Raw genomic sequence first — 26183 nt, forward strand, 5'->3', positions numbered from 1 at the left:
AATTGCTCAGTCGAGGTGGTCCGGCAGGCCGAAACGGGGAAACCACTTCTCCGTGTCGATGAAGGTGGTGATGCCGGTGATGTGCGCGCCGTCGTTCTCCAGCACCACGATGCCCCACGGGAAGTGGCCGCCCTTGGGGTCCTGGCGGTACTGCGCGAACCCCGGTGTCCCGTTGACGTGGATGGGCACGCAGCGCGAACCCTCGCACCCGTGGCCGGGCCCGGTCATCCACGCCTGGATGTTCTCGATGCCCTCCAGCCACATCGCGTACGGCGGCATGTTCATCACCGCGTCCTCGCGGAGCAGGTTGGCCAGCGCGGTCATGTCGTAGCGCTCGAACGCCGCGACGTACCGCTCCAGCAGCTCCGACTCGTCGGCGGAGGCGGCGTGCTCCGGCAGCTCCGAGGTGCCGGACCGGTCCGGCGACTTCTCCGCCAGCGTGGCCCGGGCCCGCTGGAGCGCGCTGTTCACCGACGCCACCGAGGTGTCGAGCAGCGTGGCGACCTCGGCGGCCGGCCAGCGCAGCACCTCGCGCAGGATCAGGACGGCGCGCTGCTTGGCCGGCAGGTGCTGGAGCGCCGCGACGAACGCGAGCCGCACGGACTCCCGCGCGACGGCGGTGTCCGCCGGGTCGCTCGCACCGGGGAGCACGTGCTCGGTGGGCACCGGCTCGACCCACGCGTACTCGGGGAGCACCATCGTGAGGCTCTCCTCGACGGGGTCGGCGGCGGCGCCGAGCCCCATGGGGCGCTCCCGCTTGGCGCGGCTCGAACCGAGCTGGTCGAAGCACACGTTGGTGGCGATGCGGTACAGCCAGGTGCGGAGCGAGGAGCGACCCTCGAACCGGTCGTACGAGCGCCACGCGCGCAGGAGGGTCTCCTGCACCGCGTCGTCGGCGTCGAAGGTGCCGCCCAGCAGGCGGTAGCAGTATCCGGTCAGCTCGCGGCGGTACACCTCGAGCTGTGCCGAGAGCTCGGCCCCGGCCAGGTCCTCACCGGTGCTCTGCTTGGGATGTGACGCTGTCTGTGCCATAGATCACACCGTACGCGGAGCCACTGACACGCTCCGCTGGATTCGACCCTGGCCGAAGGCCTCACCCGAAGTTCACCCCAGGTCGAGCTCGAACCACACCGTCTTGCCCGTCCGGCGGCCCTCGCGCGCGGGTCCGTTCCGATGGGTGGGCCGCGCCGGCCCGCCGTGCCGGTCCACGCCCCAGCGGGACGCGAGACGTTCGAGGAACTGCACGCCGCGCCCGCCGAACTCGGTGACGGTCGGATCGCGCAGCTCGGGCTGCACGGTCGAGGAGTCGCGCACGCCCACCCGCAGCCGGTCCAGGTCCACCTCGACGGTGGCCGTGAACGGCGCCTGCCCGTGGTCGACGGCGTTGGTCAGCACCTCCGACGTCAACAGCATGACCGTGCGCCGCAGCGGCATCGGCACGCCGCAGCTCTCCAGCACGTCGTCCACCCAGATGCGCGCCGGACCGACGTCGAGCAACGACGGGGCGAGCTTGCGCTCCGCCGTGGCGGGGCGCCCGGGGGACGGCGGGCCCGACGGCGCCGCCGCCCGGACGCGGACGGCGAGCACGGCGACGTCGTCCCGCTGGTCGTCCGACGCGAGGCGGCGCACGAGGGTCACCGGCAGCGCGGCCGTGGCCGTGTCGCCGAGCGCGCCGAGCGTCTTCTGCAGGCGGTTGAGCCACTGGTCGGGCGTGGTGCCGCGCTGCTCGGCGAGCCCGTCCGTGTAGAGCAGGAGGGTGTCGCCGGGGCGCAGCGTGGTGACGTGGTCGGTGCGCTTCGAGGTGGGCCGCACGCCGAGCATCATGTCGGGCAGCACCGAGAGGCGCTCGACCGTGCCGTCCTCGCGGAGCACGAGCGGCGGGGGGTGCCCGGCGGTGGACCACGTGAGCTGGTACGCACCGGCGACCCGCTCCAGGCGAGCCACCACGGCGGTCCCGCTGGCGAGCAGCCCCAGCCCGGAGTTGGCCTTGTCGAGCAGCGACAGCAGGGCCGACGGCGACTCGTCGTGGCTCCACGCGAACGCGCGCAGCAGCGAACGCAGCTGGCCCATCTTGGCCGCGGCCCGCATGTCGTGCCCGGTCACGTCGCCGATCATGAACATGGTCGCGTCGTCGTCCACGGCCACGGCGTCGTACCAGTCGCCGCCGATCTGGTCGGAGCGCGTGGCCGGGGAGTAGGTGGCCGCCATGTCGAGGTGCGGCACCTCGGGCAGGCGGCTGAGCATCGCCCGCTGCAGGGTCTTGGCCGACTCGCGCCGCTCCTCCAGGAGCCGTGCGCGCTCCAGGGCGTGGCCGGTGTAGTGGGCCAGCCCCGTCTGGAGCGCGTAGGAGTCCTGGTCGGGCCCGCGGTCGCGCTCCCAGGCCAGCATGATGACGGCGACGACTTCGCCCGCGGTCACCACCGGCAGGTACGCGCGGGCGCCGACGTCCGGGTCGCAGAGCTCCTCCTTCCCCGGGAACGCCGAGAACATCTCCTCGCCGGTCCGGAAGAACAGGGGCCTGCCGGTTCGCGCCGCTTCGGCCAGGGGCCGCTGCTCGTCGAGCTTGGTCTGGCGGAGCCGCTGCGGGAACTGCGGCTCGGCGTGCACGAGCGACCGGTAGGTGATGCCGCGCCCGTCGGCGTCGGCCAGCGCGAACGCGCAGTACCGCGCGCCGATGCCGGCCGTACCAACCTCCACGATGACCTCTTCGACCTGGTCCATCGTGTTCGCGTTGGCGAAGGCCTCGCTCAGCGAGAGCAGGAACCGGCTGCGGCGGTTCGCCCGGACGGCGGTCTCCTGGATGCGGCGCGCCCGCTCCCGCTCGGCGCGCAGGCGCAGCTCGGCGGTGCAGGACGCCGCGAGGTCCGCGAGGGAGTCCAGGTCGTCCTGCGACCACTCGCGCGGCTCGTCGACGACGGCGCACAGCGCCCCGACCGCGCGCCCACGCAGGTCGAACACCGGGTAGCCGGCGAGGGCGACCAGGCCCATCTCGCGCACCAGGTAGTTGTCGCGGAGTGTCGGATCGTGCCGGGCGTCCGACGTCACGACCGGCTCGCCGCGCGCCGTGATGACGTTGGTGAGCGTGCCCGGGTGCTGCAGCAGCCGGTCGGACTGCATCGGCTCCGGGACCCCGGACGCTCCCGCGAGGACCTGGCCGTCGGGAACCACGAAGTAGACGACGGAGGCGGGGACCCGAAGATGCCGCCGAACCAGGCGGGCAAACCGGTCAAAGGCCTCATCCGCAGTGGGTGCACCGAGACCGACGTGCTCTAGGTCTCGCAGCGCCTGGAGGTCCGTCGGCATCTCATCAGTATTGCGAGAGAAGGACGCGTGCGCGACAGATGTACCGGATGTGTCCCTTTTGCGTCAGGCGGGTAGCCTGCCGCGCCACGGTCATACCTCGAGCAGACCGCGCTGGTGAGCGAGGCTCACCGCCTCCGCGCGACCCGAGGCGCCGAGCTTGGCCAGCAGGTTGGAGACGTGCACGCTCACCGTCTTGGTCGAGATGAACAGGCGCTCGCCGATCTGCCGGTTGGACAGCCCTTGCGCCACCAGCCCGAGCACCTCCTCCTCCCGTTCGGTGAGGGTCGACGCCGTCGCGCGGCGCACCCCCGGCAGGTCGAGCCGCGCGCGCCGGGCGAGCGCGCGGACGGCGTCGGCCAGGGGCCTGGCGCCCATGTCCTCTGCCTCGGAGAGGGCCTCGGCCGCCTCGACCTCGGCGGCCTGCCGCTCGCCGGCGCCGAGCAGGGCCTCGGCCCAGCGGTAGCGCGAGCGGGCGACCTCGTAGCGGTACCCGAAGCCGAACGCGTTGACCGTCTCCTGCCAGCTCTCGGCGGCCTCCCGCCACAGGTCACCGGACGGCCGCTCGCCGCTCCCGGCGCCGGCGGTGCTGCCCACCACGGCGTGCAGCCGGGCGTTCTCGGCGGCCGCGCGCTGCAGCCAGGCCCGCCCCTCCGGCCCGAGCACGCCGCCGCGCGGGCGGCCGCGCTGCGCCGTCTGCCGGGCGACGGCGAGGAGGGAGTCGCCGCTGTCCAGCCGGGTCGCGGCCCGCTCCTCGACCGCCGTGGCGGCCGCCGAGCCCGGGGCGCCCGCCCGGCCCGCGGACCGGTCGGCCTCCGCGGCGTCGGCCAGGGCCGCGATCGCGAGGGCGGACAGCCAGATGCGGCCGAGGAACACCTCGGTCCACACCTCGCCGAGGTGGTCGGTGATGCGCACGGCCAGGGCCGCGGCGTCGTCGTACCGGCCGGCCCAGGTCAGGGCGTCGACCAGGCTCCCGCCGCCGATCAAGGCGATCTGGCCGTCGCTCTGCCAGTGGTCGAAGAGGGCCTCGCCGCGCGCGATGGCGTCGGAGTCGCCGCGGGCCACGGCCGCGTACATGCGGGTGGCCTCCAGCACGTGCCGGTGCGTGGCGGGCACACCGCCGGAGGTCCGGGGCGTCAGGTCGCCGCGGAAGTAGAGCATGACCTCCTGCAGGATGCGCAGGTAGACGGTGGGTGTGCTCCAGGCCAGGCCGAGCTCCTCGGCGCGCGCGAGCGCGTGCTGCACCCGCTGCTCGGCGGCCTCCAGCTCGCCCGCGTAGAAGCGGTTGGCCGTGGCGTTGTAGAGCGTGCGCATCTCCGTGAGCACGTCGCCGGCCTCAGTGGCCGCCGTCCGGGCCTCGTCGAGGAGGGTCGCCGCCCGGTCGGGGTCGGCCACGTCGAGCACGGCGAGTGTCGACAGGGCGGCGGCGAGTGCGCCGGGCTGGCCGACGGCCCGCGCCTCCTCGATCGCGCACTGGGCGTGGCCGCGGGCGTCGTCGTCCAGGTCGATGATCATCGTGACCCGGGCGAGCAGCGCGTTGGTCCAGATCCGGTCCGGGCTGCGCTCGGGGAGCATCTCCAGCGCCGCGCGGAGGTCCTCGATCGCGGCCTCGACCTGGCCCGGCACCTCGTCCCACGTGGGCAGGTCGAGGTACCGGTGCACGAGTACGTGCCGCAGACCGGCCCGGCGCAGCGGGTCGGTGACGCCCTCGACGGCGCGCTCGGTGAGCTTCACGGCCCGCATCGGGTCGCCGGCGCGCGCCGCGGCCTCGCCCGCCGAGAGCGCGACGTCGACGCGGTCGCGGCCGAGCCGCTCCTCGGCGTCGGGCACGGACTCCCAGAGGGCCAGCACCTGCTCCCAGTGCCGCAGCTCCTCCTCGGGGGCGAGCAGCCGGCGGGCCCGCAGCGCGGCGTCACGCGATGCGGACAGCGCCGCGGGCAGGTCGTGGCCCTCGTAGGCGTGGTGGGCGCGCTCGGCGGCGCTGCCGATCGGCATGCCGTCGGGTCCGTCCTGCTCGATCACCGCGAGGTAGGCGCGGTGCACCGACGAGCGCTCGCCCGGCAGCAGGTCGGCGTACAGGGCCTCGGCCAGCAGGGCGTGGCGGAACTCCAGGTGGACGCCGGACACGACGAGGACCTGCTGGGTCACGGCCTCGCGCAGTGCGGCGTCGACGTCGTGCGCGCCCCAGCGGGCGGCCGCGGCGCGCAGCAGCTCCTCGCTCACCCGGCGTCCGGCGACCGACGCGATGCGCAGCACCTGCTGCACCTCGGGGTCCAGCCGTTCGAGCCGGGTGCGGAGCACCTCGGTGAGCGTCCAGGGCAGGCTGGCCGAGTCCGGGCCGGCGTCCAGGAGCTCTTCCGCGAAGAAGGCGTTGCCCTCGGACCGGTCCAGCACGTCGGCGAACCCGGCGGCCGGCAGGGGCGTCCCCGCCAGGGCGGTCGTGAACTCGCGCAGCTCGTCCTCGGTGAAGGGCTCCAGGTCGATGCGCTCCACGTGCTCCAGCCGGGACAGCTCGGCGAGCAACGGGCGCAGGGGGTGGCGGCGGTCGACGTCGTCCGCCCGGTAGGTCACCACGAGCAGGACGTTCTCGGACCGGGCGCGGGCCGCGAGGAACCGCAGCACGTCGCGCGTCGACGCGTCGGCCCAGTGCGCGTCCTCGACGACGAGCACGAGCGGGCGCTCGGGCGCGCCGGCGACCGCGAGGCTGCGGGCGATCCCCTCGAAGAGCTGGAGCCGCTCGTCGTGGTCGGCGTCGCCGCCCCCGCCGGGCTCCAGGAGCCGCCACAGCGCGGGGCGCTCCGCGACCAGCTCGGTGACCCGCGCGGCGGCGTCGGGCCCCGCGGCCCCCGCCTGCAGCTGGGTCAGGGCGTCGGTGAACGGGAGGTAGGGGATGCCCACCTGGCCCAGGTCCACGCAGTGCACGACGACGGCGCTGGCCCCCGCCTGCTCCGCCGCCTGGGCGACGTGACCGATCAGCCGTGTCTTGCCGACGCCGGCGTCGCCGGCGACGAGCACGAGGCCCGGCCGGCCGGCCGAGGCACGCCCTACCGCCAGCAGGAGAGAGGCGACCTGCTCCTGCCGGGAGACCAGGGGGATTGCCGTGGACCTTCGCACCTGCACATCGTGCCACCGGTCACTGACAATCCCCCTGACCTCCCCTTTTCCGGCCTCCATCGCGGTCACGCGAACAGGCCGCGCCGTGCGGCGGGCGCTGGGCGCATGCCCGCGATGCCCGCCCTGATCTGCTCCGTGCGGTTGGCGCGGGCGGCGCGCTTCTCCTGCCGGGCGGCGCGGTCCGCCGCGCTCGGCCGCTTCGCGTGCCAGGCGCTCCTGGCCCGCTCCTGGCGGTACTCGATCTCCGCGTCGATCGCGGGTCCCCACAGCGACATGATTCCTCCTGCGTCCCCGGCGGGCCGTGTGCCCGTCCGGCTGATGAGGAAGACACTCGTCCTGAGGTCCGGGGGCCCGGATCGGGAGGTCGGGCAGTCCTGGGTGGCGGGGTACCTCAGACCCGGGTCTGAGGTACCCCGCCACCGGTCTGAGGTGCCTTAGGTACCTCAGAGCCCAGGTCAGGGGCACTGTTTCGCGCCCGAGATGCCGCCCGGGCCGCCCGGCGGGACACTTGGCGGGCGAGATTCAGGGTGTTCACAGCCCCACTATTGCGATCTACGTCACAGCAGACGCACACTGGAAGTAGCAGCGGACCCAATTCGGGGGTGGATCGTGACCGGAACCGAAGCTGGAACGTACGACATCTTGCCAATGCTGGGTCGTGGGAAGCACCGCAACCCCAAGAAGGGCGCGTGCTTCATGGAGCTCGCCTCCTTCCTCGCAGGCGAGAAGTGGAGCGACCATCCAGCCTGCACGCACCCGCTCATCGCCATGCTGGCGCGCGCGGTGAACGACCTCACGGCGGACCACGCGCGGCCCCAGCTCGCGCCGCTCATCCCGTCGGTGATCGGCCTGACCAGCACCGACCCGCGCTGGGACGTGCGCATCGCGCTGCGCGCCGCGCAGACGGCGCTCCCGGTCTCGCCCGCGGACCGGCAGCAGACGCTCGCCGTCGCCGTCCTCGGGTCCGAGCGCATGCTCGACGTCCTGGAGGACCGGCCGGCCGGGACCCTCGCACCGGAGAGCAAGGACGCGCTCGCGGCCGTGCCGAAGACGGCGGCCTGGGCCGAGCGGTTCTGCGCCGGAACCAGCGTGCGGCCCAAGCGGTTCGTGCGCGACGCCGCACCCAGCGTGGTCTCCACGGCGGTGCAGGGCATCTCGGAGGCCTTCGTGCCCGACGTCGACGCGCGGCTCCGCGACCTGCTCGCGGCAACTGTCGCCGATGCGCGCCGCTGGGCCGGGAACGCGGACGACGATGCCCGCACGCTCGACCCGCTGGCGTGGGGCCCGGTGGTCAAGGCGGCTCCGACAACCGCCTGACACCTGGCCGGACAGGGGGAACCGGGTCGGGGCGCACCAGGGGGCGCCCCGACCCGAGTCGTGTCCGGAGGGTCCCGCGGAACCTGTTGACGGGACCTGTCGATCGGACCGTCGCCGGATCGTCACCACCGTGTCAGACAGTTCCGACCGGAGGACAGAACCATGCGATACACGATCCTGCTGCACTACCCGGAGATGACGCCGGAGGAGCTCGGGCCCGGGGGCTGGGAAGAGGGCGAGCGTGAGTTCCAGGCCTACGCCACGGCGCTCGACCAGGCGGGTGTGCTGCTCTCGGCGGAGGTGCTGCAGCCGTCGTCGTCCACCACCACGGTGGCCGTGCGCGACGGCGAGCTGCGCGTCCAGGACGGACCGTTCGCCGACACGAAGGAGCAGCTCGGCGGCACGTTCGTCGTCGACGTGCCCGACCTCGACGCCGCGCTCGTCTGGGCGCAGAAGGCGCCGTCGGTCCAGTGGGGCACCGTCGAGGTGCGGCCGAGCGCCACCCACTTCGAGAACGGCGCGTGGACCCGCTGACCGACCGGACGCGGGCGCGGGCCGCCGCAGACGCGGCGGCCCGCGCCTCGTACGGCCGCCTGCTGGCCCTGCTCGCGGCCCGCGACGGCGACATCCAGCGCGCGGAGGACGCCCTCGCCGAGGCCTTCGAGCGCGCCCTCACGCACTGGCCCGCAGACGGCGTGCCGGACAACCCGGACGGCTGGCTGCTCACCGTGGCCCGCAACCGGCTGCGCGACGTCTACCGCTCCGCCGCCTACCGCACCAGCGTGCCGCCCGGCACGGGGCCCGAGCCCGCGGTCCCGCCCGAGGAGGCCGACCCCGACCGGATCGGGGACCGCCGCCTGGAGCTCATGTTCGTCTGCGCGCACCCCGCGATCGAGGCTGGTATCCGCACCCCGCTCATGCTGCAGACCGTGCTCGGCGTCGAGGCCGCCGACATCGCGGCGGCGTTCGCCGTCCCCGCGCCGACCATGGCTCAGCGCCTGGTCCGCGCCAAGCGCCGCATCCGGGACGCGCGTATCCCGTTCCGGATTCCCGCCCGCCCGGAGGTGCCCGCGCGGCTGCCGCCCGTGCTGGAGGCGGTGTACGGCGCGTACGCCATCGACTGGCGCGGCGCCGCGCCGGAGGTGCGCGGATCGCTCACCGGCGACGCACTCACCCTGGCGCTGCTGCTGGCCGACCTGCTGCCCGAGCCCGAGGTGCTCGGCCTGGCCGCACTGCTCTGCTTCTCCCTGGCCCGCGCGGACGCCCGCGAAACCGACGGCGTGCTCGTGCCGCTCGACGAGCAGGACGTCGGCCGCTGGGACACCGCCCTGATCGAGCGCGGCGAGGCGCTGCTGCGCCGCGCGCTGGCCGGGCCGGCCGGCCTCCGCGACGCGCACGCCGACCCGGGCGCCGGGCCGCCCGACCCTTCCGACCCGCCCGGACGGTTCCGTCTCGAGGCCGCCATCCAGTCCGTGCACTGCGCCCGGGCACGCACCGGCCGCACCGACTGGCCCGCGCTCGTCACCCTGCACCGCGCGCTGCTCCGGGTGGCTCCGACGCTCGGCGGCCGGGTGGCTCTCGCCGCCGTGGTCGCACGGGTCGACGGCGCCCGGGCCGGACTGGCCGCGCTGGACGAGATCGCTGCGGCGGACCCGGCGTCGGGCCGGTTCCAGCCGCTGTGGGCGACCCGCGCGCACCTCCTCGCCGCGCTGGGCGCGGGCGACGAAGCCCGGGCCGCCTACGACAAGTCCCGGTCGCTCACGACGGACCCGGCCGTGCGGGCCTTCCTGGCCGACCGGAGCGTCGCGACCGGGTGAGGTGGGCGATGGTGGTCCCGAAAACCGGGTCCGCCCCTCCCTACCAACGAAACGGGCTCCCGGTCCGTCCTTGTTCCACGAGGGCGCCCGGACGAGGGGGCCGGAGAACGGGGACAGACCATGACGACCAGCACAGCGATGATCACCGGCAAGGACGTTGCCGCGATCGAGCGTGACCTGCGACGCATGGAGCTCCTGAACCGGCGCGAGCACAGGATCCGCGCGGGCGGACGGCCCGCACCGACGATCTCCTACCTCAAGCTCGCCACGCGCCCCCGCGACCGCTGGCGGTACCAGGACGCGTGACGCAGGACGGCGGGGCCGCAGATCCAGGGGGTTCGGCGGCCCTGCCTCATTTCACCCTGGAATTTACACTGAGCGATCATGACCAGGCCCTTAGGCTCCTTGGCATGAGCGGACACCAGTCACCCCATCTGCCCGCGGACGGTCATGCGCCAGTTCCGCCCCCGCCAGGTGGGTACGACACGGTGCCGCCGGCCGGCGGTCCGCCGCCGCCCCCGCCCGGTCCGCCGTCCGGCGACACGATGCCGGGCCGATACGTACCCGTGCAGAACGTGCCCGGCCCGCCGCCGCCCGTGGTCCCCGGGGCCGGCGGTCAGCCGGCCGGCGACCCGCCCCGGCGCAACGGACGCCGCGCGCTGATCATCGTCGCCGTGGTGCTCGTCCTGCTCGGCGCCGGCGTCGGCGCCTGGTTCCTGCTGCGCCCGCCGCCGATCCCCGACCCGGAGCCCGCCGCCGAGGAGCTCGCGGCCGCGCTCCAGGCCGGTACGCCCGCGGACTTCCCCCTGACGATGGACACCTCCGCGTCTCCCGACGAGCAGTACGCAGCCGTGTTCGAGCAGCTCGTGGCTGCCGTCGGCGAGGACGCCGGGACCGTGGCGCTCAAGAGCGTCACCCCGCTGGAGGAGGGCGACGGCGGGACCGCGACGGCCACCGCGACCTTCACGTGGACCTGGCCCGTGGCCAGCGAGGAGGCCTGGGAGTACGAGACGGTCGCGCAGCTCACCTACCCCGGTCCGGCCGACGGCGAGGCCGGGGAGTGGGAGGCCGCCTGGGACCTCGGCGTGCTGGCGCCGGGCCTGGAGGCGGGCGAGCGGCTCGCCGTCGAGCGCACCGAGCCCGTGCGCGGCGACATCGTGACGACGAGCGGCGAGACCATCGTGGGGCTCACCCCCGTGCACCGCGTGGGCATCGACAAGACCCGCCCGGGCTGGGAGACGGCCGCCGCGCAGCTCGGCGAGGTGCTCGACTTCGACCAGTCGACCACCGACGACATCGCCGCGCAGGTGCAGTCCGCGGGCGCGAAGGCGTTCATCGACGTCATCACGATCCGCGACAACGACCCGGAGTACGACTTCGAGGCCGCCATGGCGATCAACGGCGTGGTCGGCATCCCGGACGAGATCCCCCTCGCCCGCGACCGCGACTTCGCCCGGGCCGTGCTCGGCACGGTCGGCGAGGCGACCGAGGAGATCGTCAAGGAGTCGAAGGGCACGATCAAGGCCGGCGACATGGTGGGCCTCTCCGGCGTGCAGGCCGCGTACGACGAGCAGCTGCGCGGGGTGCCCGGCCTGGCCGTGACCATCGAGCCGGCCGAGGGCGGTGAGGGCGGCGAGAGTCGTGAGGCCTTCACGATCGAGAAGCAGGACGGCGAGCCGGTGGCCATCTCGCTCGACCCGGCGACGCAGCTGCGCGCCCAGTCGGTGCTGGAGGACTTCGGCGACCTGGCGACCGCGATCGTCGCGATCAAGCCCTCGACCGGCGCGGTGCTCGCGGCGGCGTCGGGCCCTGGTTCCGAGGGGTTCAACACGGCGACGCTGGGGCAGTACCCGCCGGGCTCCACGTTCAAGATCGCGACGTCGCTCGCGATGCTCCGCGCCGGGACGACGCCGGACTCGACGCTGCCGTGTACCGCCACGATCAACGTCGAGGGCCGCGAGTTCAAGAACGTGCCCGGCTACCCGCAGTCCGCGATGGGCGACGCCGTGCCGTTCCGCACCGTGTTCGCGAACTCCTGCAACACGGCCTTCATCTCGCAGCACGACGCGATCTCGCAGCAGCAGCTGCACGACGCCGCCGCGGCGCTCGGCCTCGGTGCCGACCACACGGTGCCGTTCGGCGGGTCCGCCGGGTTCGGCGACGTGCCGACCGAGGCGTCCGGCACGGAGCACGCAGCGTCGATGATCGGGCAGGGCCAGGTGCTGGCCACCCCGCTCGCGATGGCGACCGTCGCGGCAAGCGTCTCCGCGGGCCACACGGTCTCGCCGTGGCTCGTCGAGCCGACGGGCAAGGATGCCGAGGCGAAGCCGGCGGGCGACCTGACCGAGGACGAGGCGGCCACGCTGCGCGACCTCATGGGCGGCGTGGTCGAGGAGGGTTCGGCCACGGTGCTGCAGGACATCCCCGGGATCATCGGTGCCAAGACGGGTACCGCCCAGTTCGGCGACGGCTCCAAGGCCCACGTCTGGATGCTCGCGGTCGCCGACGACCTCGCGGCGGTCGTGTTCATCGAGGAGGGCGAGCTCGGTTCGACGACGGCGGGCCCGGTGATGCACGAGTTCCTCAAGGGGAACTGAGCCCGGAGCGCAGCAGAAGAGCGCCTGCCCGGCGCCCCGGTGACGGCCGGGGTGGCGGGCAGGCGCTCTTCTGCTGCGCCGAGGGGATAGCCCCGGGGCTGCCGCGGAAGCGGGCTCGGCGGGCGGTCAGCCCTTGAAGCCGCCGTCCTGGCACGTGGTCTTGTACGCCTCGAGCGCGCCGGCGATCGCCTTGGGCCGGGCTATGGAGCCGTCCAGCGCCTGGTCGAAGGGCGCGCGCACGGCCTCGAGGTGGGCGATGCTGACCTCGTCCGCCTGGCCGATGATCTGGCCGATGCTGCTGCTGATCTCGGTGACCCTGCCGGTCTTCGCCTCGTCCAGCGGCGCTGCGACGAACTTGGCCGAATTCTGGACGTTCGACACGAGCGGACCGGCGAAGAACTGGTTGCACGTCTCGACGAGGTTGAGCTCGCCGGTGCTGATCGGGGCCTCTGCCACGGGGGACGGCGCGACCTGCTCCACCTCTCCGCTGGAGGGCGTGAAGTCATTGGCCATGTCCTCGAGGGCCCCGCATCCGGACAGCAGGAGCGCGCTGGCGACCACGGCCACGGCCGCCCAGTTCTTACTGGTGCTCACGATCTACTTCCCTCACGTCATCGGGTCAGAAAGTGCGGTTCGGCCGCACTCGCCCGCGAGTCTAGCGGCACGCCCGCGACCGAGGGCCAATCGTCGGCTCTCTCACCCGGACGCTCCCGTCCGGTTCGGGCCGCGCCCGCCGCACGAGCCGGGCGCCCGGGCCACCGCAGTGGTCCGGACGCCCGGCATCGTGGGTCAGCGGTCAGCGCGGGCCGTCCGCCGGCGGCTGGTCGGCCGGCGGCTGGTCCTGCGGCGCGGCGCCGCCAGGGGCGGCCGGCGGCGCGGACGCCGCGGGCGGCGTCGGACCGACGGACCGGAGCACGGCGAGCCGGGACCGGTACTCGGCCTCGTCGATCTCGCCGCGCGCGAACCGGGTGCCGAGCAGCGTCACGGGGTCGGTGCCCGAGGCCGCGTGCGCGGCCCACGGTCCGCCCCAGCCGCCGCGTGCGCCCCGCCGGGCGCGCCGCGCGATCAGGAAGACCACCGTCGCGAACAGCAGGAACCACAGCAGCGGGAAGATGAAGAAGAACGGGCCGGGTCCGCCCCAGCCGTAGTGCGGCCCGTTGGCGAGGACCTCCGTCGTCGCGGTGAGCATGTCGACCTCCAGCAGTCGGTTCGGCCGGTCGTTCCGGCCACACCACCAGGCTGCCGCCGTCCGCCCCGAAGGGCGTCAGCCCGGCGTACCTGCCGCGCTACCCCGCTGGTGCCGCCTCAGCCTCCGGCCCACGCTCCGCTGGTTGCCGGGTGGGCCTGCGGCTTCGCTCCGGGCGGGTGCTTCGTTCCTCAGCCCCCACCCTGCGCTGCGCCTCCGGCCCACGCTCCGCTGGTTGCCGGGTGGGCCTGCGGCTTCGCTCCGGGCGGGTGCTTCGTTCCTCAGCCCCCACCCTGCGCTGCGCCTCCGGCCCACCCGGGCCGCACGAGGCCTGCCTCGTACGCCAGCACGACGAGCTGGGCGCGGTCGCGCGAGCCGGTCTTCATGAGCACCCGCGAGACGTGCGTCTTCACGGTCGACTCCGACAGGTACAGCCGGCCGGCGATCTCGTCGTTGGCGAGCCCGCCCGCGACCTCGACCAGCACCTCCCGCTCGCGCGGGGTGAGTTCGGCGAGCGCGGGCACCGGTCGCACGGTCCGGGTCGCGTCCGCGACCTTGGCGAGCAGCCGCCGTGTCACCGTGGGCGACAGCAGCGCGTTGCCCGACGCCGCCACCCGCACCGCGCGCACCAGCTCCGCCGGCTCGGTGTCCTTGACCAGGAACCCGGACGCCCCTGCGCGGATCGCCTCGGTGACGTACTCGTCGAGCTCGAACGTCGTCACCACCACCACGTGCACGCCCGCCGCGCGAGGCTCCGCGATGATCCGCCGCGTCGCCTCCAGCCCGTCCAGGCCGGGCATGCGGATGTCCATCAGCACCACCTGGGGCAGGTGCTCCAGGGTGAGCGCCACCGCGTCGTCGCCGGTCGCGGCCTGCGCCACGACGCGCATGTCGTCCTCGGAGTCGATCAGGGCGCGGAACCCGCCGCGCACCAGGGCCTGGTCGTCGGCGAGCAGGACGTCGATCATGCGGTTTCTCCGGTCTCCGGTGCGTCGGACCGATCGGCCTGGATCGGCGGTGGGTTCTCGGCCGTGGGCGGTTCCTCGGCGGACGTCGACCCGCCTGCGCCCCGGTCCACCGCGGACGGCGTCCGGGGCCGCGGCGCGACCGGGAGCCGCGCCCGGACCTCCCACCCGGGACCGGTCGCGCGCGGGCCCGCGGTCAGCGTGCCGCCCGCGCCCTCGACGCGCTCGCGCATCCCGAGCAGCCCGTACCCGGCCTCGACAGGTCCCGCGCCCGCGGGGGCGCCGTCGTCGGCCACCACGACCTCGACGGCGTCGTCCCTGGTCACGCGCAGCGTGACCGCGTGGGCCGACGGCGCGTGCCGGCGCACGTTCGTCAGCGACTCCTGGACCACGCGGTGCACGACGCCGGCGACGTGGTCGGGCAGGTCGTCCACGTCCGTGAGCTCGACGGTGACGTCGAGGCCGTCGGCGCGCGCCTGATCGGCGAGCCGGCGCAGGCCGGTGAGGTCCCAGGTGGGGGTGAGCGGGGCGGCGTCGTCCCACTGCGGGTCCGCGGTGGTGGGCGGGCCGGCGGCGGGCGGGCCGGTGGGATGCGGGCCGGCGGGGTCGAGGGGCTGCGCTCCCGAAGTGGACGGGGCCGTCCCTTCGCGGACGATGCCCAGCACCGTGCGGACCTCGGCGAGCGCGTCCTTGCTGGTGTCGCGGATGTTGGTGAGCGCCTCGCGCGCCTGGCCGGGGTTCCGGTCGATCAGGTGCAGGCCCACGCCCGCCTGGACGTTGATCGCGGACAGCGAGTGGGCCAGCACGTCGTGCAGCTCGCGGGCGATCCGCAGCCGCTCCGAGGCGACGGCGGTGCGCTCCCGCTCGGCGGCAGTCTCGAGGGCGGCGGCACGCGCGGCCGCCCGGCGCGCGATCCGGTCACGCGCCCCGCTCGCCACCAGCAGGACGACGGCGAGCCAGGCGGCCCCCGCGACGAGCGCGCCGGTGGTGAGGAACCACGAGCCGTCGGCGTCGGCCCAGCCGGGGCCGTGGTACCCCGGGGGACCCCAGGACCGGTCCGGCTCGATGGGGTTCTCGGCCAGGAAGCGCTGGAGGCGGGGGACGAGCAGCGTCGCCGCGACACCCACGCCGCCCGCGAGCAGCGCGGCCCCGGACCAGGCGATCACCCGGGCCCGGCGCGCCTCGCCGCTGAGCATCACCCCCGCCAGCATGGCGACGGGCCCCAGGAACGCCGGGCCCCACGGGTACCCGGCCAGGAGAAAGGTGAGTGTGGCGGCCACGGACAGCACCGCGGCGAGGGCGGGCCGACGCGGCAGCAGGAGCAGCAGCGCCGCGGGCGACACCAGCAGCAGGAGCAGCCCGCCGAGGTCGAGGTCGGTGGCCCAGCCCTGGCCGCGGGAGGCGCCGAGCGAGCCCACGACGGAGGCCACCGCGACGGCCACGGCGACGAAGACCCGCGGCCGCGGGCGGTCGAACGGCCCGGTCACGGGCGGGTCCGCCAGGGCGGCGCTGTTCGGACGGGTGGTGCCCAGCATGCTCGCACGCTACGCCGGGAGCGGGCCGGTCGCGTCGCACCCTGGTGCCGGTGCGTGTCGTCCTGCGGTACCGGGGCTTTGCTGGTCGCGGGCGGGCGGTCGGCAGAATGTCAGGTGGTCGGCATTCCGAGCTGCCGACCACCTGACATTCTGCCGACCATCCTGATCGGCCTCAGGACCAGCCCCAGCCCCAGCCCCAGGCCGTCAGGCGAAGCGGGCGGTGCGCTCCGTCACCCGGCCGGCGCCGCGGCCGGCGTCGGCCTCCGGGTCCCAGGCGTAGACCTCGGTGCCCGTGATGAAGACGCGCTCGGCGCGCTGGTCGGTGTCGAACGGGTCGCCCGACCAGAGCACGACGTCTCCGTCGAGCCCCTCGGCGATGGCGCCCACGCGCTCGCCCAGCCCGAGGAACGACGCCGGGTTGGCGGTGATGGCGGCCAGCGCCGTCTCGCGGGGCAGCCCGTCGCGCGCCGCGAACGACGCCTGGTGCACGAGGAAGTTGATCGGGATGACGGGGTGGTCGGTCGTGATCGCGACCCGCACGCCCGCCGCCGCCATCGCGGCGATGTTGCGGTTCGCGCGCTGCCGCACCTCGACCTTGGACCGCGAGACGAACATCGGGCCGTAGATGACCGGGATGTCCTTCTCGGCGAGGACGTCGGCGATCAGGTGGCCCTCGGTGCCGTGGTTGATGACGAGCCGGTAGCCGAACTCCTCCGACAGGCGGATCGCCGTGGCGATGTCGTCCGCGCGGTGCGTGTGCTGGTCCCAGGCGAGCTCGCCGGCCAGGACGCGGGCCAGGGTCTCCTTGCCCAGGTCGCGCTCGAAAGGCTTGCCCTCCTCGGCGGCGGCGTCGCGCTTCGCGGCGTAGTTCTGGGCGTCGACGAAGGCCTTGCGGATCACGTTCGCGACACCCAGGCGGGTCGAGGGGAGCTGCTTCTTGTCCCCGTACACGCGCTTCGGGTTCTCGCCGAGGGCGCTCTTGACCGACACCGAGTCGCTGATGACCTGCTCGTCGATCGTGCGGCCGCCCCAGGTCTTCATCGCGACGGTCTGACCACCGATCGGGTTGCCCGAGCCCGGCTTGATGACCGCCGTCGTCACGCCGCCCGCGAGGGCGTCGCGGAAGCCCTCCTCGTCGATCTGCACGGCGTCGATCGCGCGCAGCGCGGATCCGTTCGGGTCCGTCATCTCGTTGGTGTCGTTCCCGGCCCAGCCCTCGCCCTCCTCGTGGATGCCGATGTGACCGTGCGCCTCGACGAAGCCGGGCAGGAGCCACTTGCCCTGCGCGTCGATCGTCGGGGTGCCATCGGGCACGACGACGTCCTGGCCGACGGCGGTGATGACGCCGTCCTCGATCAGGACCGTGCCGTTCTCGACGGGCTCGGCGGCGATGGGGACCACGTAGGCGTTGGTGATGGCGATGCTGGAGCGGGTTGTCATGGGTACATCATTACCCAAGGTAACGAGGCGCTTGGCTCCTCGGCTGCGTGCTTCCGCGATCCTGCTGGTTGCCGGCGACAAGAGGAACCGCTGGCAGGAGTGGTACGTCGAGGCGATCCCGCTGGCCGAGGAGCGCTACCAGAAGTATGTGGCCAAGCGTTCGGACGAGGAGGACGTGTCATGACGGGCTATGTGAAGTGGCAGGACATTCGCGCTGAGCACGTTGCGCGGGCCGGGGGCGAGGAAGCCGTCGAGCAGGGCAAGCAGGAGCTTCTGGCCGAGGTCACGGGCTACCGGCTTGCCGAGCTCCGTAAGAAGCGGCGGCTGACCCAGCAGCAGGTAGCCGACCGGATGGGCGTCACCAAGGGACGGGTCTCCCAGATAGAGAAGGGCAACATCTCCGGCCAGGAGGTGCTCGCACGGTACGCGCACGCCCTGGGCGGCCAGCTCCAGCAGGCGATCCTCTTCGACGACGGCGAGATCGCCGGCATCGCGTGAGTGCTGGCATCTGAGCGCGGTCGGTCCGTGGACCGGCCGCGCTCACGTCGTCAGCCCGACGTCGCCGGGTTGGTCGCCTTCCCGTCGAGCCACAGCGTGTCCGACGCGTCGCTGTGCGTGCCCGCGGTGCCCACGTGCTTCGCGCTGATCTGCGGGCCCTTGGTGATCACATGCACCATGGCCATGCCGTGGCCCCGGCCCAGGCCGAAGTCCTCCTTGAGCCACTCCAGGATCGGGCCCGCCTTGGTCGACGCGTCGAACCCGTGCTCCTGTGCCAGCGCGACCAGCTCGCGCGGGGTGTGCCCGGTCTTGTCCTCGACGGCGTCGAGGTAGGCCTGAAATGACATCGCTGGTCCCATCGTGTCGGGGCGCCGTGCCGTGCGGCACGGCGTTCTACCGGTACAGACGCAGCCAGCCGACGGAACTCATCGGCGCCGAGCCCGCGGAACGAGCCCGGCTCAGGAACCCGTCCGCAGGAGCTCCGCCGCCGCGGCGATCCGCGCCGGGTCGCCCGGTGTCGGCGTCCACGGCAGACGCAGCGAGTCACGCACCTGGTCGTCGCGGAACCGGGGCACCACGTGGATGTGGAAGTGGAACACGGTCTGCCAGGCGGCCTGGCCGGCGCAGTTCAGCAGGTTCACGCCGTCCGCCCCGAGCCGCTTCACGGCTCGCCCCGCGACCCGCTGCGCGGTCATCGTGCACGCGGCCAGGTCCTCGGGCGTGATGTCGTGCAGGTCGACGGCGTGCGACTTGGGGATCACGAGCGCGTGCCCGTCGGCGGCCGGGTTGATGTCCATGAACGTGAGCGTGCGCTCGTCCTCGTCGACCTGGGTGGACGGGAGCTCGCCGGCCACGATGCGGCAGAAGAGACAGTCGGGTTCGCGGGTCACGGTCGGACTCTAGCGAGCCACGGCGGGACGCCGCCGGGCAACCCCCGCGCACGCATCCATAGACTCGACGTCGTGGACTTCTACAACGCGTACGCCCACGGGTTCGCCCGGGTCGCCGCCTGCACCATCCCCGTCGCCGTCGCCGACCCCGCGGCCAACGCCGCCGTCGTGCTGGACCAGGCGCGGCAGCTCCACGACGACGGCGTGGCCGTCGCCGTGTTCCCCGAGCTGTGCCTGAGCGGCTACGCGATCGACGACCTGCTCATGCAGGACACCCTCCTCGAAGGCGTCCTCGACGGGCTCGCCGCCATCAAGGAGGCCAGCGTCGAGCTCATGACGGTGCTCGTCGTCGGGGCGCCGCTGCTGGTCGGCAGCCGCCTGCTGAACACCGCCGTCGTCGTGCACCGCGGGCGGATCCTCGGCGTCGCGCCCAAGTCCTACCTGCCGAACTACCGCGAGTTCTACGAGAAGCGGCAGTTCGCCCCCGGCGACGAGCAGCGCGGTCACGTGACCCTGCTCGGCGAGGAGGTCCCGCTCGGCCCCGACCTCATCTTCCGGGCCGACGACGTGCCCGGGCTCGCCGTCCACGTCGAGGTCTGCGAGGACATGTGGGTGCCGGTGCCGCCGAGCGCGCTGGCGGCGCTCGCGGGCGCGAACGTGCTGCTCAACCTGTCCGCGAGCCCGATCACCGTGGCCCGCGCCGAGGACCGCCGGCTCATCGTGCGCAGCGCGAGCTACCGCTGCAACGCCGCCTACGTCTACACGGCGGCGGGGCAGGGCGAGTCCAGCACCGACCTGTCCTGGGACGGCCAGACCATGGTCTACGAGGCCGGCGACCTGCTCGGCGAGACCGAGCGGTTCCCGGACGGCCCCCGCGCCACCGTGGTCGACGTCGACCTGGACCGCCTGCGGCAGGAGCGGCTGCGCCAGGGCACCTTCGACGACAACCGGCGCGGGCTGGGGCTGGAGCCGCGCGACGAGTTCCGCGAGGTCACGTTCAGCGTGCACCCGCCGCAGGGCGACATCGGCCTGCGCCGCAAGGTGGACCGCTTCCCCTTCGTGCCCGACGACGCCGAGCGGCTCGCGCTGGACTGCTACGAGGCCTACAACATCCAGGTCACCGGCCTGGAGCAGCGCCTGCGCGCGATCGGGCAGCCCAAGGTCGTGATCGGCGTCAGCGGCGGCCTGGACTCGACGCACGCGCTGATCGTCGCGGCCAAGGCGATGGACCGGCTGGGCCGGCCACGCACCGACGTCCACGCGTTCACCATGCCGGGCTTCGCGACGACGTCGGAGACCAAGGACCGCGCGATCCGGCTCTCCGAGGCCCTGGGCGTGACGTTCCAGGAGATCGACATCCGGCCCGCCGCGGAGCAGATGCTGCGCGACCTGGACCACCCGTACGCCGAGGGCGCCAAGCAGTACGACGTCACCTTCGAGAACGTCCAGGCCGGGCTGCGCTACGACTACCTGTTCCGGCTCGCGAACCACCGCGGCGGCATCGTGCTCGGCACGGGCGACCTCTCCGAGCTGGCGCTCGGCTGGTGCACCTACGGCGTCGGCGACCAGATGTCGCACTACGGGGTGAACGCGGGCGTGCCCAAGACGCTCATCCAGCACCTGATCCGCTGGACCATCGACAGCGGGCAGTTCTCGGCGGACGCCGACAGCCCCGTCAACACGGTCCTCTCCGAGATCCTCGACCAGGAGATCACGCCCGAGCTGATCCCCACCGAGGAGGGCGAGACCCCGCAGTCCACCGAGGCGACGGTGGGCCCGTACGCCCTCCAGGACTTCACGCTGTTCCACGTGCTGCGGCGCGGCTACCGGCCGTCCAAGATCGCGTTCCTGGCCTGGCACGCGTGGCACGAGGCGGAGGCCGGCGACTGGCCGCCCGGGTTCCCCGACCAGCGGCGCACCGCGTACGACCTGGCGACCGTGCGGCGCTGGCTCGAGGTGTTCGTGCGCCGGTTCTTCGCCTCGCAGTTCAAGCGGTCCGCGCTGCCCAACGGCCCGAAGGTCTCGCCGGGCGGCACGATGTCGCCGCGCGGCGACTGGCGCATGCCCTCGGACGCGTCGTCGGCGGCGTGGCTCGCGGAGCTGGGGAAGAACGTCCCGGAGGCGTGACCGACGCCCCTGGTGAGGCCGGTCACGAGCCCCGTTCCGCGAGTTCTACGAGGAGTAGGGTTCCGACATGCCTGCTGTCTCCGTTGCCCTGGCCCGGCCCGGTAGCCGTCGCCTCGTCCGCCTGATCACCGTGTTCGCCGCGGTCCTGACCTTTGCCGCGCTGCTGCTGGTGGCCGGCCCGGCGAGCGCCCACGACCAGCTCCTGTCGTCCGACCCGAAGGACGGCGCGAAGCTCGACGAGCAGCCCACCAGCATCGGGCTCACGTTCAGCTCCGCACCGCTCGACACCGGCATCGAGGTGGTGCTCGTCGGCCCCGACGGCACCACCACCAAGGGTGAAGACATCCAGGTCGACGACAAGGTCGTGACCGCCCAGCTCCCCGAGGACCTGCCCGCCGGCGAGTACGACGTCGCCTGGCACGTGGTCTCGTCCGACGGCCACCCGATCGACGGCGAGTTCACCTACGTGGTCGAGGGCGAGCCGGAGCCGACCGAGGAACCCACCGCGGAGCCGAGCGACGAGCCGGAGATGTCCACGCAGGAGGCGGCGCCCGTCCAGGAGCCGGCGGACGAGGCGAGCACGCCCGCGGAGCTCGCGGGCGCCGGGGACGGCTCCAGCCCGAGCGGGCTCGCCGTGGCCGGCGGGATCCTGGCGGCCGTGCTGGTCGTCCTGGGTGTCGTGGTGATGATGCGCCGCAAGATCCTCGAGAACGACCGGCTGCGCCAGGCGAACGAGCCCGGCCCGGACGCCGGCGAGCGGCCCAACGAGAACCCCGACACCAAGGGCTGAGCGCCCGTGTCAGACGCTCAGGTCACCTGGGTGATCTGTGCGTCTGACACGGGGCCGGGGCGGGACGCCCGCACCGCGAGGATCACCGTGACCACGGCGGGCGCCAGCAGGACGGCGCCCGCCGTGTTCACCGCCTCGAACCCGCCCCAGGCCAGCAGCGGGCCGGCCAGCGCCGCGGACGCCGCGCCGAAGTAGTTCATAAGCGCGTCCGTGGCGCCCTGCAGCGGCAGCTTCACCTGCGGCTCCGCGACGGACGCCAGCACCGCCGACGACGCGATCACGCACGCCGACCAGCCGAGGCCGAGCAGCACGAGCGCGACGGCCGTGAGCACCTCCGCGTCGAGGGCCGGGGCGGCACCGCCGTGCCCGGCGTGCTCCCCGCCGGCCGGCATGCCCGCCGGCGGCGCCGCAGCCAGCGCCGCCGCCGTGAACCCGAGCGCCACGGCCGCCGCCTGCAGCACCATGCCGCCGACGGCGACGCGCAGCGGGCCGAACCGGTCGGCCAGCCACCCGAACACCGGGCTGAACGCGAACATCCCCAGCACGTGCAGGCTGATCACGATGCCCACGAGCTGCAGCGACATCCCGCCGTGCTGCATGTGCACCGGCGTCATCACCATCACCATGATCATCACGCTGTGCGCCACGGCCGTGGTGACCACGGCGAACCGCGCCCGCGGGTGCGCCCAGGCCCACCGCAGCGCGGCGAGCGCGCCGGTGCGCCGCGGTTCGGTGCGCTTGTCGCCGTGCCCCTGCCCGACGGCGCCCGCGGGCACCACCCGCCCCGCCACGCTCCCCGCGGGGTCCCGGTAGAGGCTCACGAGCAGCAGTCCGGCCAGCAGGTAGGCGACGATCGAGAACAGGTAGGGGCCGCCGAGGTCGGGCACGCCGAACCCGGAGCCGACCACCGCGCCGGGCGCCGCGAGGTTGGGCCCCACCACGGAGCCCACCGTCGTGGACCACAGGACCACCGACATGGTGCGGGCGCGCGTGCCGGAGCCCACGTTGTCCGCCGCGGCGTAGCGGGACTGCAGGTTGGTCGCGTTCGCGACGCCGTAGAGCATGAGGCCCACGAGCAGCACGACGAGCTGCCCCAGCACCGCCGCCGTCACGATGAGCAGCGCGCCCACCGTGGACAGGGCGTAGCCGAGCGACAGGGCCCACCGGCGTCCGCGGAGCTGGGCGAGCGTCGCCAGCGGGATCGAGGCCACCGCCGCGGCGAGCACCCCGACCGCCTGGGCGAGCCCGGCCATCGAGGTACCGCCCAGACTCTCGGCGAGCAGGGCGCCGACGGCGGCCCCGGAGGCCACCCCGACCCCGGCCAGGAGGTTGCTGAACACCAGGACGACGAGGTTTCGGCGGGCGTGCGGCGGATTCTCCACGATTTCCTCTCATCGGCCGATCCGTACCGAACGGTAGACCGCTCTGGGTTGCGGAAGTCATCGGATAGTGCGGGGTGACACTGTCTCAGGGGGCCTCATGCCCTCGTCGTCCACAGGTTCGTACACAGGTTCGCGTCCTCTGTGAGCAGAAAGTTACCCACGACTCGCCGCAGAAGTGCCTGTTCTCCGCGAATTCCTGCCGATCTGCTGGCAGTATGGGGCCTCGTCGTCGGGCGGGTACCGCCGCACGACGTGACCGAAGAAGGGAAACGCATGTCGCTCAACAAGTCCGAGCTCGTCTCGGCCATCGCCAGCAAGGCCGAGATCAACAAGACCGAGGCCGAGGCCGCGCTCAACGCCTTCCAGGAGGTGCTGATCGAGTCGCTCGCCAAGGGCGAGGCCGTCAAGGTGACCGGCTTCCTGTCGGCCGAGCGCGTCGAGCGCGCCGCCCGCACGGGCCGCAACCCGCGCACCGGCGAGGAGATCTCGATCCCGGCGAACTTCGGTGTCAAGATCAGCGCCGGCTCGCTGCTGAAGAAGGCCGTCGCCAAGTGACGCTTCGCCGCTGAGCTCCTCAGCGACGCGAAGGCCCGGTCCCTCTCGAGGGGCCGGGCCTTCGCATGTCCGGGCTCAGAGGTCGCCCTTGCGCTCCAGGTACCGCATCGCGACCCAGCCCAGCGGCACCCGGCCCCAGTAGGTGCACAGGCGGTACAGGATCGTCGCGGAGAACGCGATGGTGGCCGGCACCCCCGCCGCGGTCAGGCCGGCCGTCAGGGCGCCCTCGACGCCGCCCAGGCCGCCCGGCGTCGGGATGAGCGCGCCCAGGGCGTTGCCGACCAGGTTGACCAGCGCGATGTCGACGAGCGAGAGCGTCTCCCCGAACGCGGCGAGGCAGCACCACAGGCCCACGATGTAGCCGAGCGTCATGATCAGGTTGCCGCCCACGCCCAGCGCCAGGCGGCCCGGGTGGCTCAGCATCTGCGCCAGGCGCGGCCACACCTGGCGCAGCCGCGGCCCGATGAAGCCCATGCCCCAGCGCCGCACCGGCGGCACCAGGAGCGTTGCGACGACGGCGGTCGCGATGCCCGCCAGCGTGATCAGCACCGCGGGCGACGGCAGCTCCACGAGCGCGCCCGAGCCCGTGAAGACCGACAGCGCCACCAGCAGCAGCACCGTGACCACGAACTGCGAGACCTGCACGAGCGCGACGGTGGCCACCGCCATCGACATGGATACGCCGCGCTGGGTCAGGAGCCGCAGGTTCAGCGCGGCCGGACCGATGCCCGCGGGCGCCGCCAGCGCCACGAACGACCCGGCGGCGGCCGTCAGCGTGGCCCGCCCGATGGGCACGCGCGCCGGGGAGAACGCCACGAGCGTCAGGCCCGCGCCGAACCACGTGATGAGGGCCAGCGCGAACGCCACCGCCACCCACCACGGGTTCGCCGAGCGGACGGCCTCGGCGATCTCGTCGAAGTTGATGGTCGTGACGATCACGGCCACGGCGACGATCGCGACCGTCGTGGTCAGGACCGTGCGCGCGCTGAACCGCGAGATGCGCTGCGGCTGCACGCTGGCCTCGGGCAGCCGCTCCACCAGGGCGTTGCGCAGCTCGCCCATGAGGCCCTTCGCCCGGCGCACCTCCTCGCGGGTGGTCCGCGGCAGCGCGATGGTCTGGATCAGCGGCCCGATGGCGGCGATGTCGGCGTCGGGCAGGGCGCGCACCGCGGCGGCGACGGCGCGGCGCGGGCCCACCCGCAGCCCGGTCAGCGCGAGCATCTGCACCAGGTCCAGGCGGCGCGACAGCGGCGACGACGCGATGTCGCCCTGCTCCCAGCCGGTGATCCACACGTGCGCGCGGCCGTCGTGGTCCCGCTGCGTCAGCAGGACGTCCTGCGTCAGGGCGCGGTGCGTCAGGCCCACGGCGTGCGCGCGGCCGAGCTGGTCCCACGCCTCGGCGAGCACGTCGTCGTGCACGTCCTCGTCGGGCACGTCGCGCAGCGAGACCGACTGCGTGGCGTGCTCCAGGACGAGCGCGATCGAGTCGCCGAACTCACCGATGCCCAGCAGCCGCGGCGTGCGGACGCCGGCGGCGGTCGCGGCGTACGACAGCAGCGCGGTGCGCTCGGCCACGGCCTTGAGCGAGATCGCGGCCCGGCCCTCGATGCCGCGCAGCCGCAGGGCCCGCCACAGCCGCGTGATGAGGCCGACCACCTGGCGGTCGCCGTCCAGCACCAGGACGTCGCGGCGCACGCCGTCGTCGCTGTACAGGGCGTACACGCGGTTGTCGCCGGCCCGGCCCAGGGCGAGCGCGGCGGCGTCGTCCGGCACGCCGTGCTCGACGGCGAGCGCGGAGGCGAGCACGGGGGCGGTGGCGCCGTCCTGGTCGACGCCCTGGCCGCCGTCGGACAGGGCGCGGACGCGCGCCAGCGAGATCGGCGCGAACCCGGCGCGCCGCACGGCCGTGACCAGGTCGGCCCCGTAGGCGCGCTCGCTGCGGATGCCGGACACGTACTGCACGGTCGAGCCCGCGAGGCGGCCCAGCAGCAGCGCGACGAGGGTGCCCGGCAGCGATACCTGCCCCGTGATCAGCACGATCAGCAGGGCCAGGAACATCAGGTTCCACGAGATGCGGACGGTCCGACGCCGCGTGGCCGGCCCGGCGACCGTGAGCATCGCCGTGAGGGCCACGGCGAACTCCGGGATGGTCAGCACGTAGCCGGTGCCGCGCTCCCACACGGACATGCCGCGCACCAGCTCGTCCGAGCCCAGGTGGCGCACCAGGAACGTGGTGAGCACGCCGATCAGCAGCCCCAGGACCCCGGCGGCGATCGACTCGACGATCTGCCGGCCCAGCCGCCGCACCCCGAGCTCGATCATCACGGCCACCGGGGCGAACAGGATGACCAGGCCCTGCAGCACCGCGACCGGCACGAACAGGATCGCGGCGAGCAGGTCGTTGAAGCTCCGGACGTCCTCGGTGACGCCCGCCGTGGTGCCGTGCGCGACGACCGACAGGAACATGACGCCCGCGGTGCCCAGCGCGCACGCGATCATCCAGACCAGCGCGCGGGGGTGGCGGACGCGGTCCTCTGGGGTGTCGACGACCCGGACCAGGCCGCTCTCGAAGGGCACTGCCTCCGGTCCGCCGGACACTTCGGCACCGGGGTCAGCCCGGCCGGTGCGCGAGTTGGACATGCTCGCGATTCTAGAGCCGTTGAGGCTCGC

At 73.7% G+C, this 26183-nt stretch carries 23 protein-coding genes; 10 read left to right on the forward strand and 13 right to left on the reverse strand.

All coding sequences use genetic code 11. The annotated features are described in order from the left end of the window. Positions 1 to 6 precede the first annotated feature (6 nt). The 4 genes from H291_RS0113890 to H291_RS0113905 all read right to left on the reverse strand — a co-directional run bounded on the left by H291_RS0113890 (position 7) and on the right by H291_RS0113905 (position 6689). Entirely contained in the window at positions 7 to 1032 is a 1026-nt protein-coding gene (locus H291_RS0113890) for a sigma-70 family RNA polymerase sigma factor (RefSeq protein WP_020015612.1), read from the reverse strand. Positions 1033 to 1104: 72 nt separating this feature from the next. Then, on the reverse strand, positions 1105 to 3303 hold the full coding sequence (locus tag H291_RS0113895; protein ID WP_084468137.1) for a SpoIIE family protein phosphatase: 2199 nt from the start codon (positions 3301 to 3303) through the stop codon (positions 1105 to 1107). A gap of 90 nt (positions 3304 to 3393) precedes the next feature. Continuing rightward, complete coding sequence (locus tag H291_RS0113900) at positions 3394 to 6414, reverse strand: helix-turn-helix transcriptional regulator (protein WP_232216066.1); 3021 nt, start codon at positions 6412 to 6414, stop codon at positions 3394 to 3396. 65 nt (positions 6415 to 6479) lie between these two features. Continuing rightward, positions 6480 to 6689: a hypothetical protein gene (locus tag H291_RS0113905; RefSeq protein ID WP_020015615.1), complete on the reverse strand. Its 210-nt coding sequence runs from the start codon at positions 6687 to 6689 to the stop codon at positions 6480 to 6482. Positions 6690 to 7062: 373 nt separating this feature from the next. Here H291_RS0113905 and H291_RS30095 point away from each other — a divergent pair, with 373 nt between their 5' ends. The 5 genes from H291_RS30095 to H291_RS0113930 all read left to right on the forward strand — a co-directional run bounded on the left by H291_RS30095 (position 7063) and on the right by H291_RS0113930 (position 12145). Further along, positions 7063 to 7731 carry a hypothetical protein gene (locus H291_RS30095; RefSeq protein WP_020015616.1) on the forward strand — a complete coding sequence of 223 codons (669 nt, stop codon included), beginning with the start codon at positions 7063 to 7065 and terminating at the stop codon, positions 7729 to 7731. Between the two features lie 162 nt (positions 7732 to 7893). Next, the gene (locus H291_RS0113915) at positions 7894 to 8265 is read left to right on the forward strand and encodes a YciI family protein (RefSeq protein WP_020015617.1); all 372 of its coding nucleotides are present in this window, start codon (positions 7894 to 7896) and stop codon (positions 8263 to 8265) included. Beyond that, complete coding sequence (locus tag H291_RS0113920) at positions 8253 to 9548, forward strand: RNA polymerase sigma factor (RefSeq protein WP_020015618.1); 1296 nt, start codon at positions 8253 to 8255, stop codon at positions 9546 to 9548. The genes H291_RS0113915 and H291_RS0113920 overlap by 13 nt, the downstream gene beginning before the upstream one ends. 120 nt (positions 9549 to 9668) lie before the next feature. Further along, the gene (locus H291_RS33795) at positions 9669 to 9854 is read left to right on the forward strand and encodes a hypothetical protein (protein WP_157237025.1); all 186 of its coding nucleotides are present in this window, start codon (positions 9669 to 9671) and stop codon (positions 9852 to 9854) included. A gap of 260 nt (positions 9855 to 10114) precedes the next feature. Then, positions 10115 to 12145, forward strand: a complete 2031-nt coding sequence (locus H291_RS0113930; RefSeq protein WP_020015620.1) for a penicillin-binding transpeptidase domain-containing protein — start codon at positions 10115 to 10117, stop codon at positions 12143 to 12145. 126 nt (positions 12146 to 12271) lie between these two features. On the opposite strand, the gene H291_RS0113935 is transcribed toward H291_RS0113930, so the two are convergent. From H291_RS0113935 to H291_RS0113955, 5 genes are all read right to left on the reverse strand, one after another. Beyond that, entirely contained in the window at positions 12272 to 12739 is a 468-nt protein-coding gene (locus tag H291_RS0113935; RefSeq protein WP_033326903.1) for a hypothetical protein, read from the reverse strand. 202 nt (positions 12740 to 12941) lie between these two features. After that, a complete protein-coding gene (locus H291_RS30100) occupies positions 12942 to 13334 on the reverse strand; it encodes an SHOCT domain-containing protein (RefSeq protein WP_020015622.1) in 393 nt (130 codons plus the stop codon). Positions 13335 to 13612: 278 nt separating this feature from the next. Continuing rightward, positions 13613 to 14299 (reverse strand): response regulator, encoded by a 687-nt coding sequence (locus H291_RS0113945; RefSeq protein WP_020015623.1) that lies wholly within the window; start codon positions 14297 to 14299, stop codon positions 13613 to 13615. Further along, positions 14296 to 15831 (reverse strand): sensor histidine kinase, encoded by a 1536-nt coding sequence (locus H291_RS30105; protein WP_051109491.1) that lies wholly within the window; start codon positions 15829 to 15831, stop codon positions 14296 to 14298. Before H291_RS30105 ends, H291_RS0113945 begins: the two co-directional genes overlap by 4 nt. Positions 15832 to 16035: 204 nt before the next feature. Then, complete coding sequence (locus tag H291_RS0113955; protein WP_020015624.1) at positions 16036 to 17271, reverse strand: amidohydrolase; 1236 nt, start codon at positions 17269 to 17271, stop codon at positions 16036 to 16038. Between H291_RS0113955 and H291_RS33375 the strand changes: the two genes are divergently transcribed. Next, positions 17246 to 17455 carry a hypothetical protein gene (locus tag H291_RS33375; RefSeq protein ID WP_232216067.1) on the forward strand — a complete coding sequence of 70 codons (210 nt, stop codon included), beginning with the start codon at positions 17246 to 17248 and terminating at the stop codon, positions 17453 to 17455. The two genes, H291_RS0113955 and H291_RS33375, sit on opposite strands and share 26 nt — an antisense overlap. Next, positions 17452 to 17769 (forward strand): helix-turn-helix domain-containing protein, encoded by a 318-nt coding sequence (locus tag H291_RS0113965; RefSeq protein WP_020015626.1) that lies wholly within the window; start codon positions 17452 to 17454, stop codon positions 17767 to 17769. Before H291_RS33375 ends, H291_RS0113965 begins: the two co-directional genes overlap by 4 nt. 50 nt (positions 17770 to 17819) lie before the next feature. Here the strand turns inward: H291_RS0113965 and H291_RS0113970 are convergent, their stop codons facing one another. Together H291_RS0113970 and H291_RS0113975 are read right to left on the reverse strand one after the other, a co-directional pair. Further along, positions 17820 to 18116: a DUF4287 domain-containing protein gene (locus H291_RS0113970; protein WP_020015627.1), complete on the reverse strand. Its 297-nt coding sequence runs from the start codon at positions 18114 to 18116 to the stop codon at positions 17820 to 17822. Positions 18117 to 18227: 111 nt separating this feature from the next. Beyond that, positions 18228 to 18659 (reverse strand): HIT family protein, encoded by a 432-nt coding sequence (locus tag H291_RS0113975; protein ID WP_033326905.1) that lies wholly within the window; start codon positions 18657 to 18659, stop codon positions 18228 to 18230. Between the two features lie 72 nt (positions 18660 to 18731). Between H291_RS0113975 and H291_RS0113980 the strand changes: the two genes are divergently transcribed. Together H291_RS0113980 and H291_RS32605 are read left to right on the forward strand one after the other, a co-directional pair. Next, positions 18732 to 20786, forward strand: a complete 2055-nt coding sequence (locus H291_RS0113980; protein WP_020015629.1) for an NAD(+) synthase — start codon at positions 18732 to 18734, stop codon at positions 20784 to 20786. Between the two features lie 67 nt (positions 20787 to 20853). Continuing rightward, positions 20854 to 21576, forward strand: a complete 723-nt coding sequence (locus tag H291_RS32605; RefSeq protein WP_020015630.1) for a copper resistance CopC family protein — start codon at positions 20854 to 20856, stop codon at positions 21574 to 21576. Positions 21577 to 21593: 17 nt separating this feature from the next. Here H291_RS32605 and H291_RS0113990 read toward each other — a convergent pair whose 3' ends face one another. Continuing rightward, positions 21594 to 22958 (reverse strand): MFS transporter, encoded by a 1365-nt coding sequence (locus H291_RS0113990; protein WP_020015631.1) that lies wholly within the window; start codon positions 22956 to 22958, stop codon positions 21594 to 21596. Positions 22959 to 23231: 273 nt separating this feature from the next. Between H291_RS0113990 and H291_RS0113995 the strand changes: the two genes are divergently transcribed. Beyond that, on the forward strand, positions 23232 to 23513 hold the full coding sequence (locus H291_RS0113995; RefSeq protein ID WP_020015632.1) for an HU family DNA-binding protein: 282 nt from the start codon (positions 23232 to 23234) through the stop codon (positions 23511 to 23513). Positions 23514 to 23588: 75 nt separating this feature from the next. Here the strand turns inward: H291_RS0113995 and H291_RS0114000 are convergent, their stop codons facing one another. Continuing rightward, positions 23589 to 26153: a lysylphosphatidylglycerol synthase transmembrane domain-containing protein gene (locus tag H291_RS0114000; RefSeq protein ID WP_084468140.1), complete on the reverse strand. Its 2565-nt coding sequence runs from the start codon at positions 26151 to 26153 to the stop codon at positions 23589 to 23591. Between the last annotated feature and the right edge of the window lie 30 nt (positions 26154 to 26183).

The organism is Promicromonospora sukumoe 327MFSha3.1 (assembly GCF_000385135.1).
Classification (GTDB): domain Bacteria; phylum Actinomycetota; class Actinomycetes; order Actinomycetales; family Cellulomonadaceae; genus Promicromonospora; species Promicromonospora sukumoe_B.

Bases quoted from the DNA above. Each gene is read 5' to 3' on its own strand.
- H291_RS30105 (WP_051109491.1), bottom strand. From the start codon at position 15,831: ATGCTGGGCACCACCCGTCCGAACAGCGCCGCCCTGGCGGACCCGCCC.
- H291_RS0113905 (WP_020015615.1), bottom strand. From the start codon at position 6,689: ATGTCGCTGTGGGGACCCGCGATCGACGCGGAGATCGAGTACCGCCAG.
- H291_RS32605 (WP_020015630.1), top strand. From the start codon at position 20,854: ATGCCTGCTGTCTCCGTTGCCCTGGCCCGGCCCGGTAGCCGTCGCCTC.
- H291_RS33375 (WP_232216067.1), top strand. From the start codon at position 17,246: ATGGCGATGCTGGAGCGGGTTGTCATGGGTACATCATTACCCAAGGTA.
- H291_RS0113995 (WP_020015632.1), top strand. From the start codon at position 23,232: ATGTCGCTCAACAAGTCCGAGCTCGTCTCGGCCATCGCCAGCAAGGCC.
- H291_RS0113895 (WP_084468137.1), bottom strand. From the start codon at position 3,303: ATGCCGACGGACCTCCAGGCGCTGCGAGACCTAGAGCACGTCGGTCTC.
- H291_RS30095 (WP_020015616.1), top strand. From the start codon at position 7,063: ATGCTGGGTCGTGGGAAGCACCGCAACCCCAAGAAGGGCGCGTGCTTC.
- H291_RS0113915 (WP_020015617.1), top strand. From the start codon at position 7,894: ATGCGATACACGATCCTGCTGCACTACCCGGAGATGACGCCGGAGGAG.
- H291_RS33795 (WP_157237025.1), top strand. From the start codon at position 9,669: ATGACGACCAGCACAGCGATGATCACCGGCAAGGACGTTGCCGCGATC.
- H291_RS0114000 (WP_084468140.1), bottom strand. From the start codon at position 26,153: ATGTCCAACTCGCGCACCGGCCGGGCTGACCCCGGTGCCGAAGTGTCC.
- H291_RS0113955 (WP_020015624.1), bottom strand. From the start codon at position 17,271: ATGACAACCCGCTCCAGCATCGCCATCACCAACGCCTACGTGGTCCCC.
- H291_RS0113890 (WP_020015612.1), bottom strand. From the start codon at position 1,032: ATGGCACAGACAGCGTCACATCCCAAGCAGAGCACCGGTGAGGACCTG.
- H291_RS30100 (WP_020015622.1), bottom strand. From the start codon at position 13,334: ATGCTCACCGCGACGACGGAGGTCCTCGCCAACGGGCCGCACTACGGC.
- H291_RS0113945 (WP_020015623.1), bottom strand. From the start codon at position 14,299: ATGATCGACGTCCTGCTCGCCGACGACCAGGCCCTGGTGCGCGGCGGG.
- H291_RS0113965 (WP_020015626.1), top strand. From the start codon at position 17,452: ATGACGGGCTATGTGAAGTGGCAGGACATTCGCGCTGAGCACGTTGCG.
- H291_RS0113970 (WP_020015627.1), bottom strand. From the start codon at position 18,116: ATGTCATTTCAGGCCTACCTCGACGCCGTCGAGGACAAGACCGGGCAC.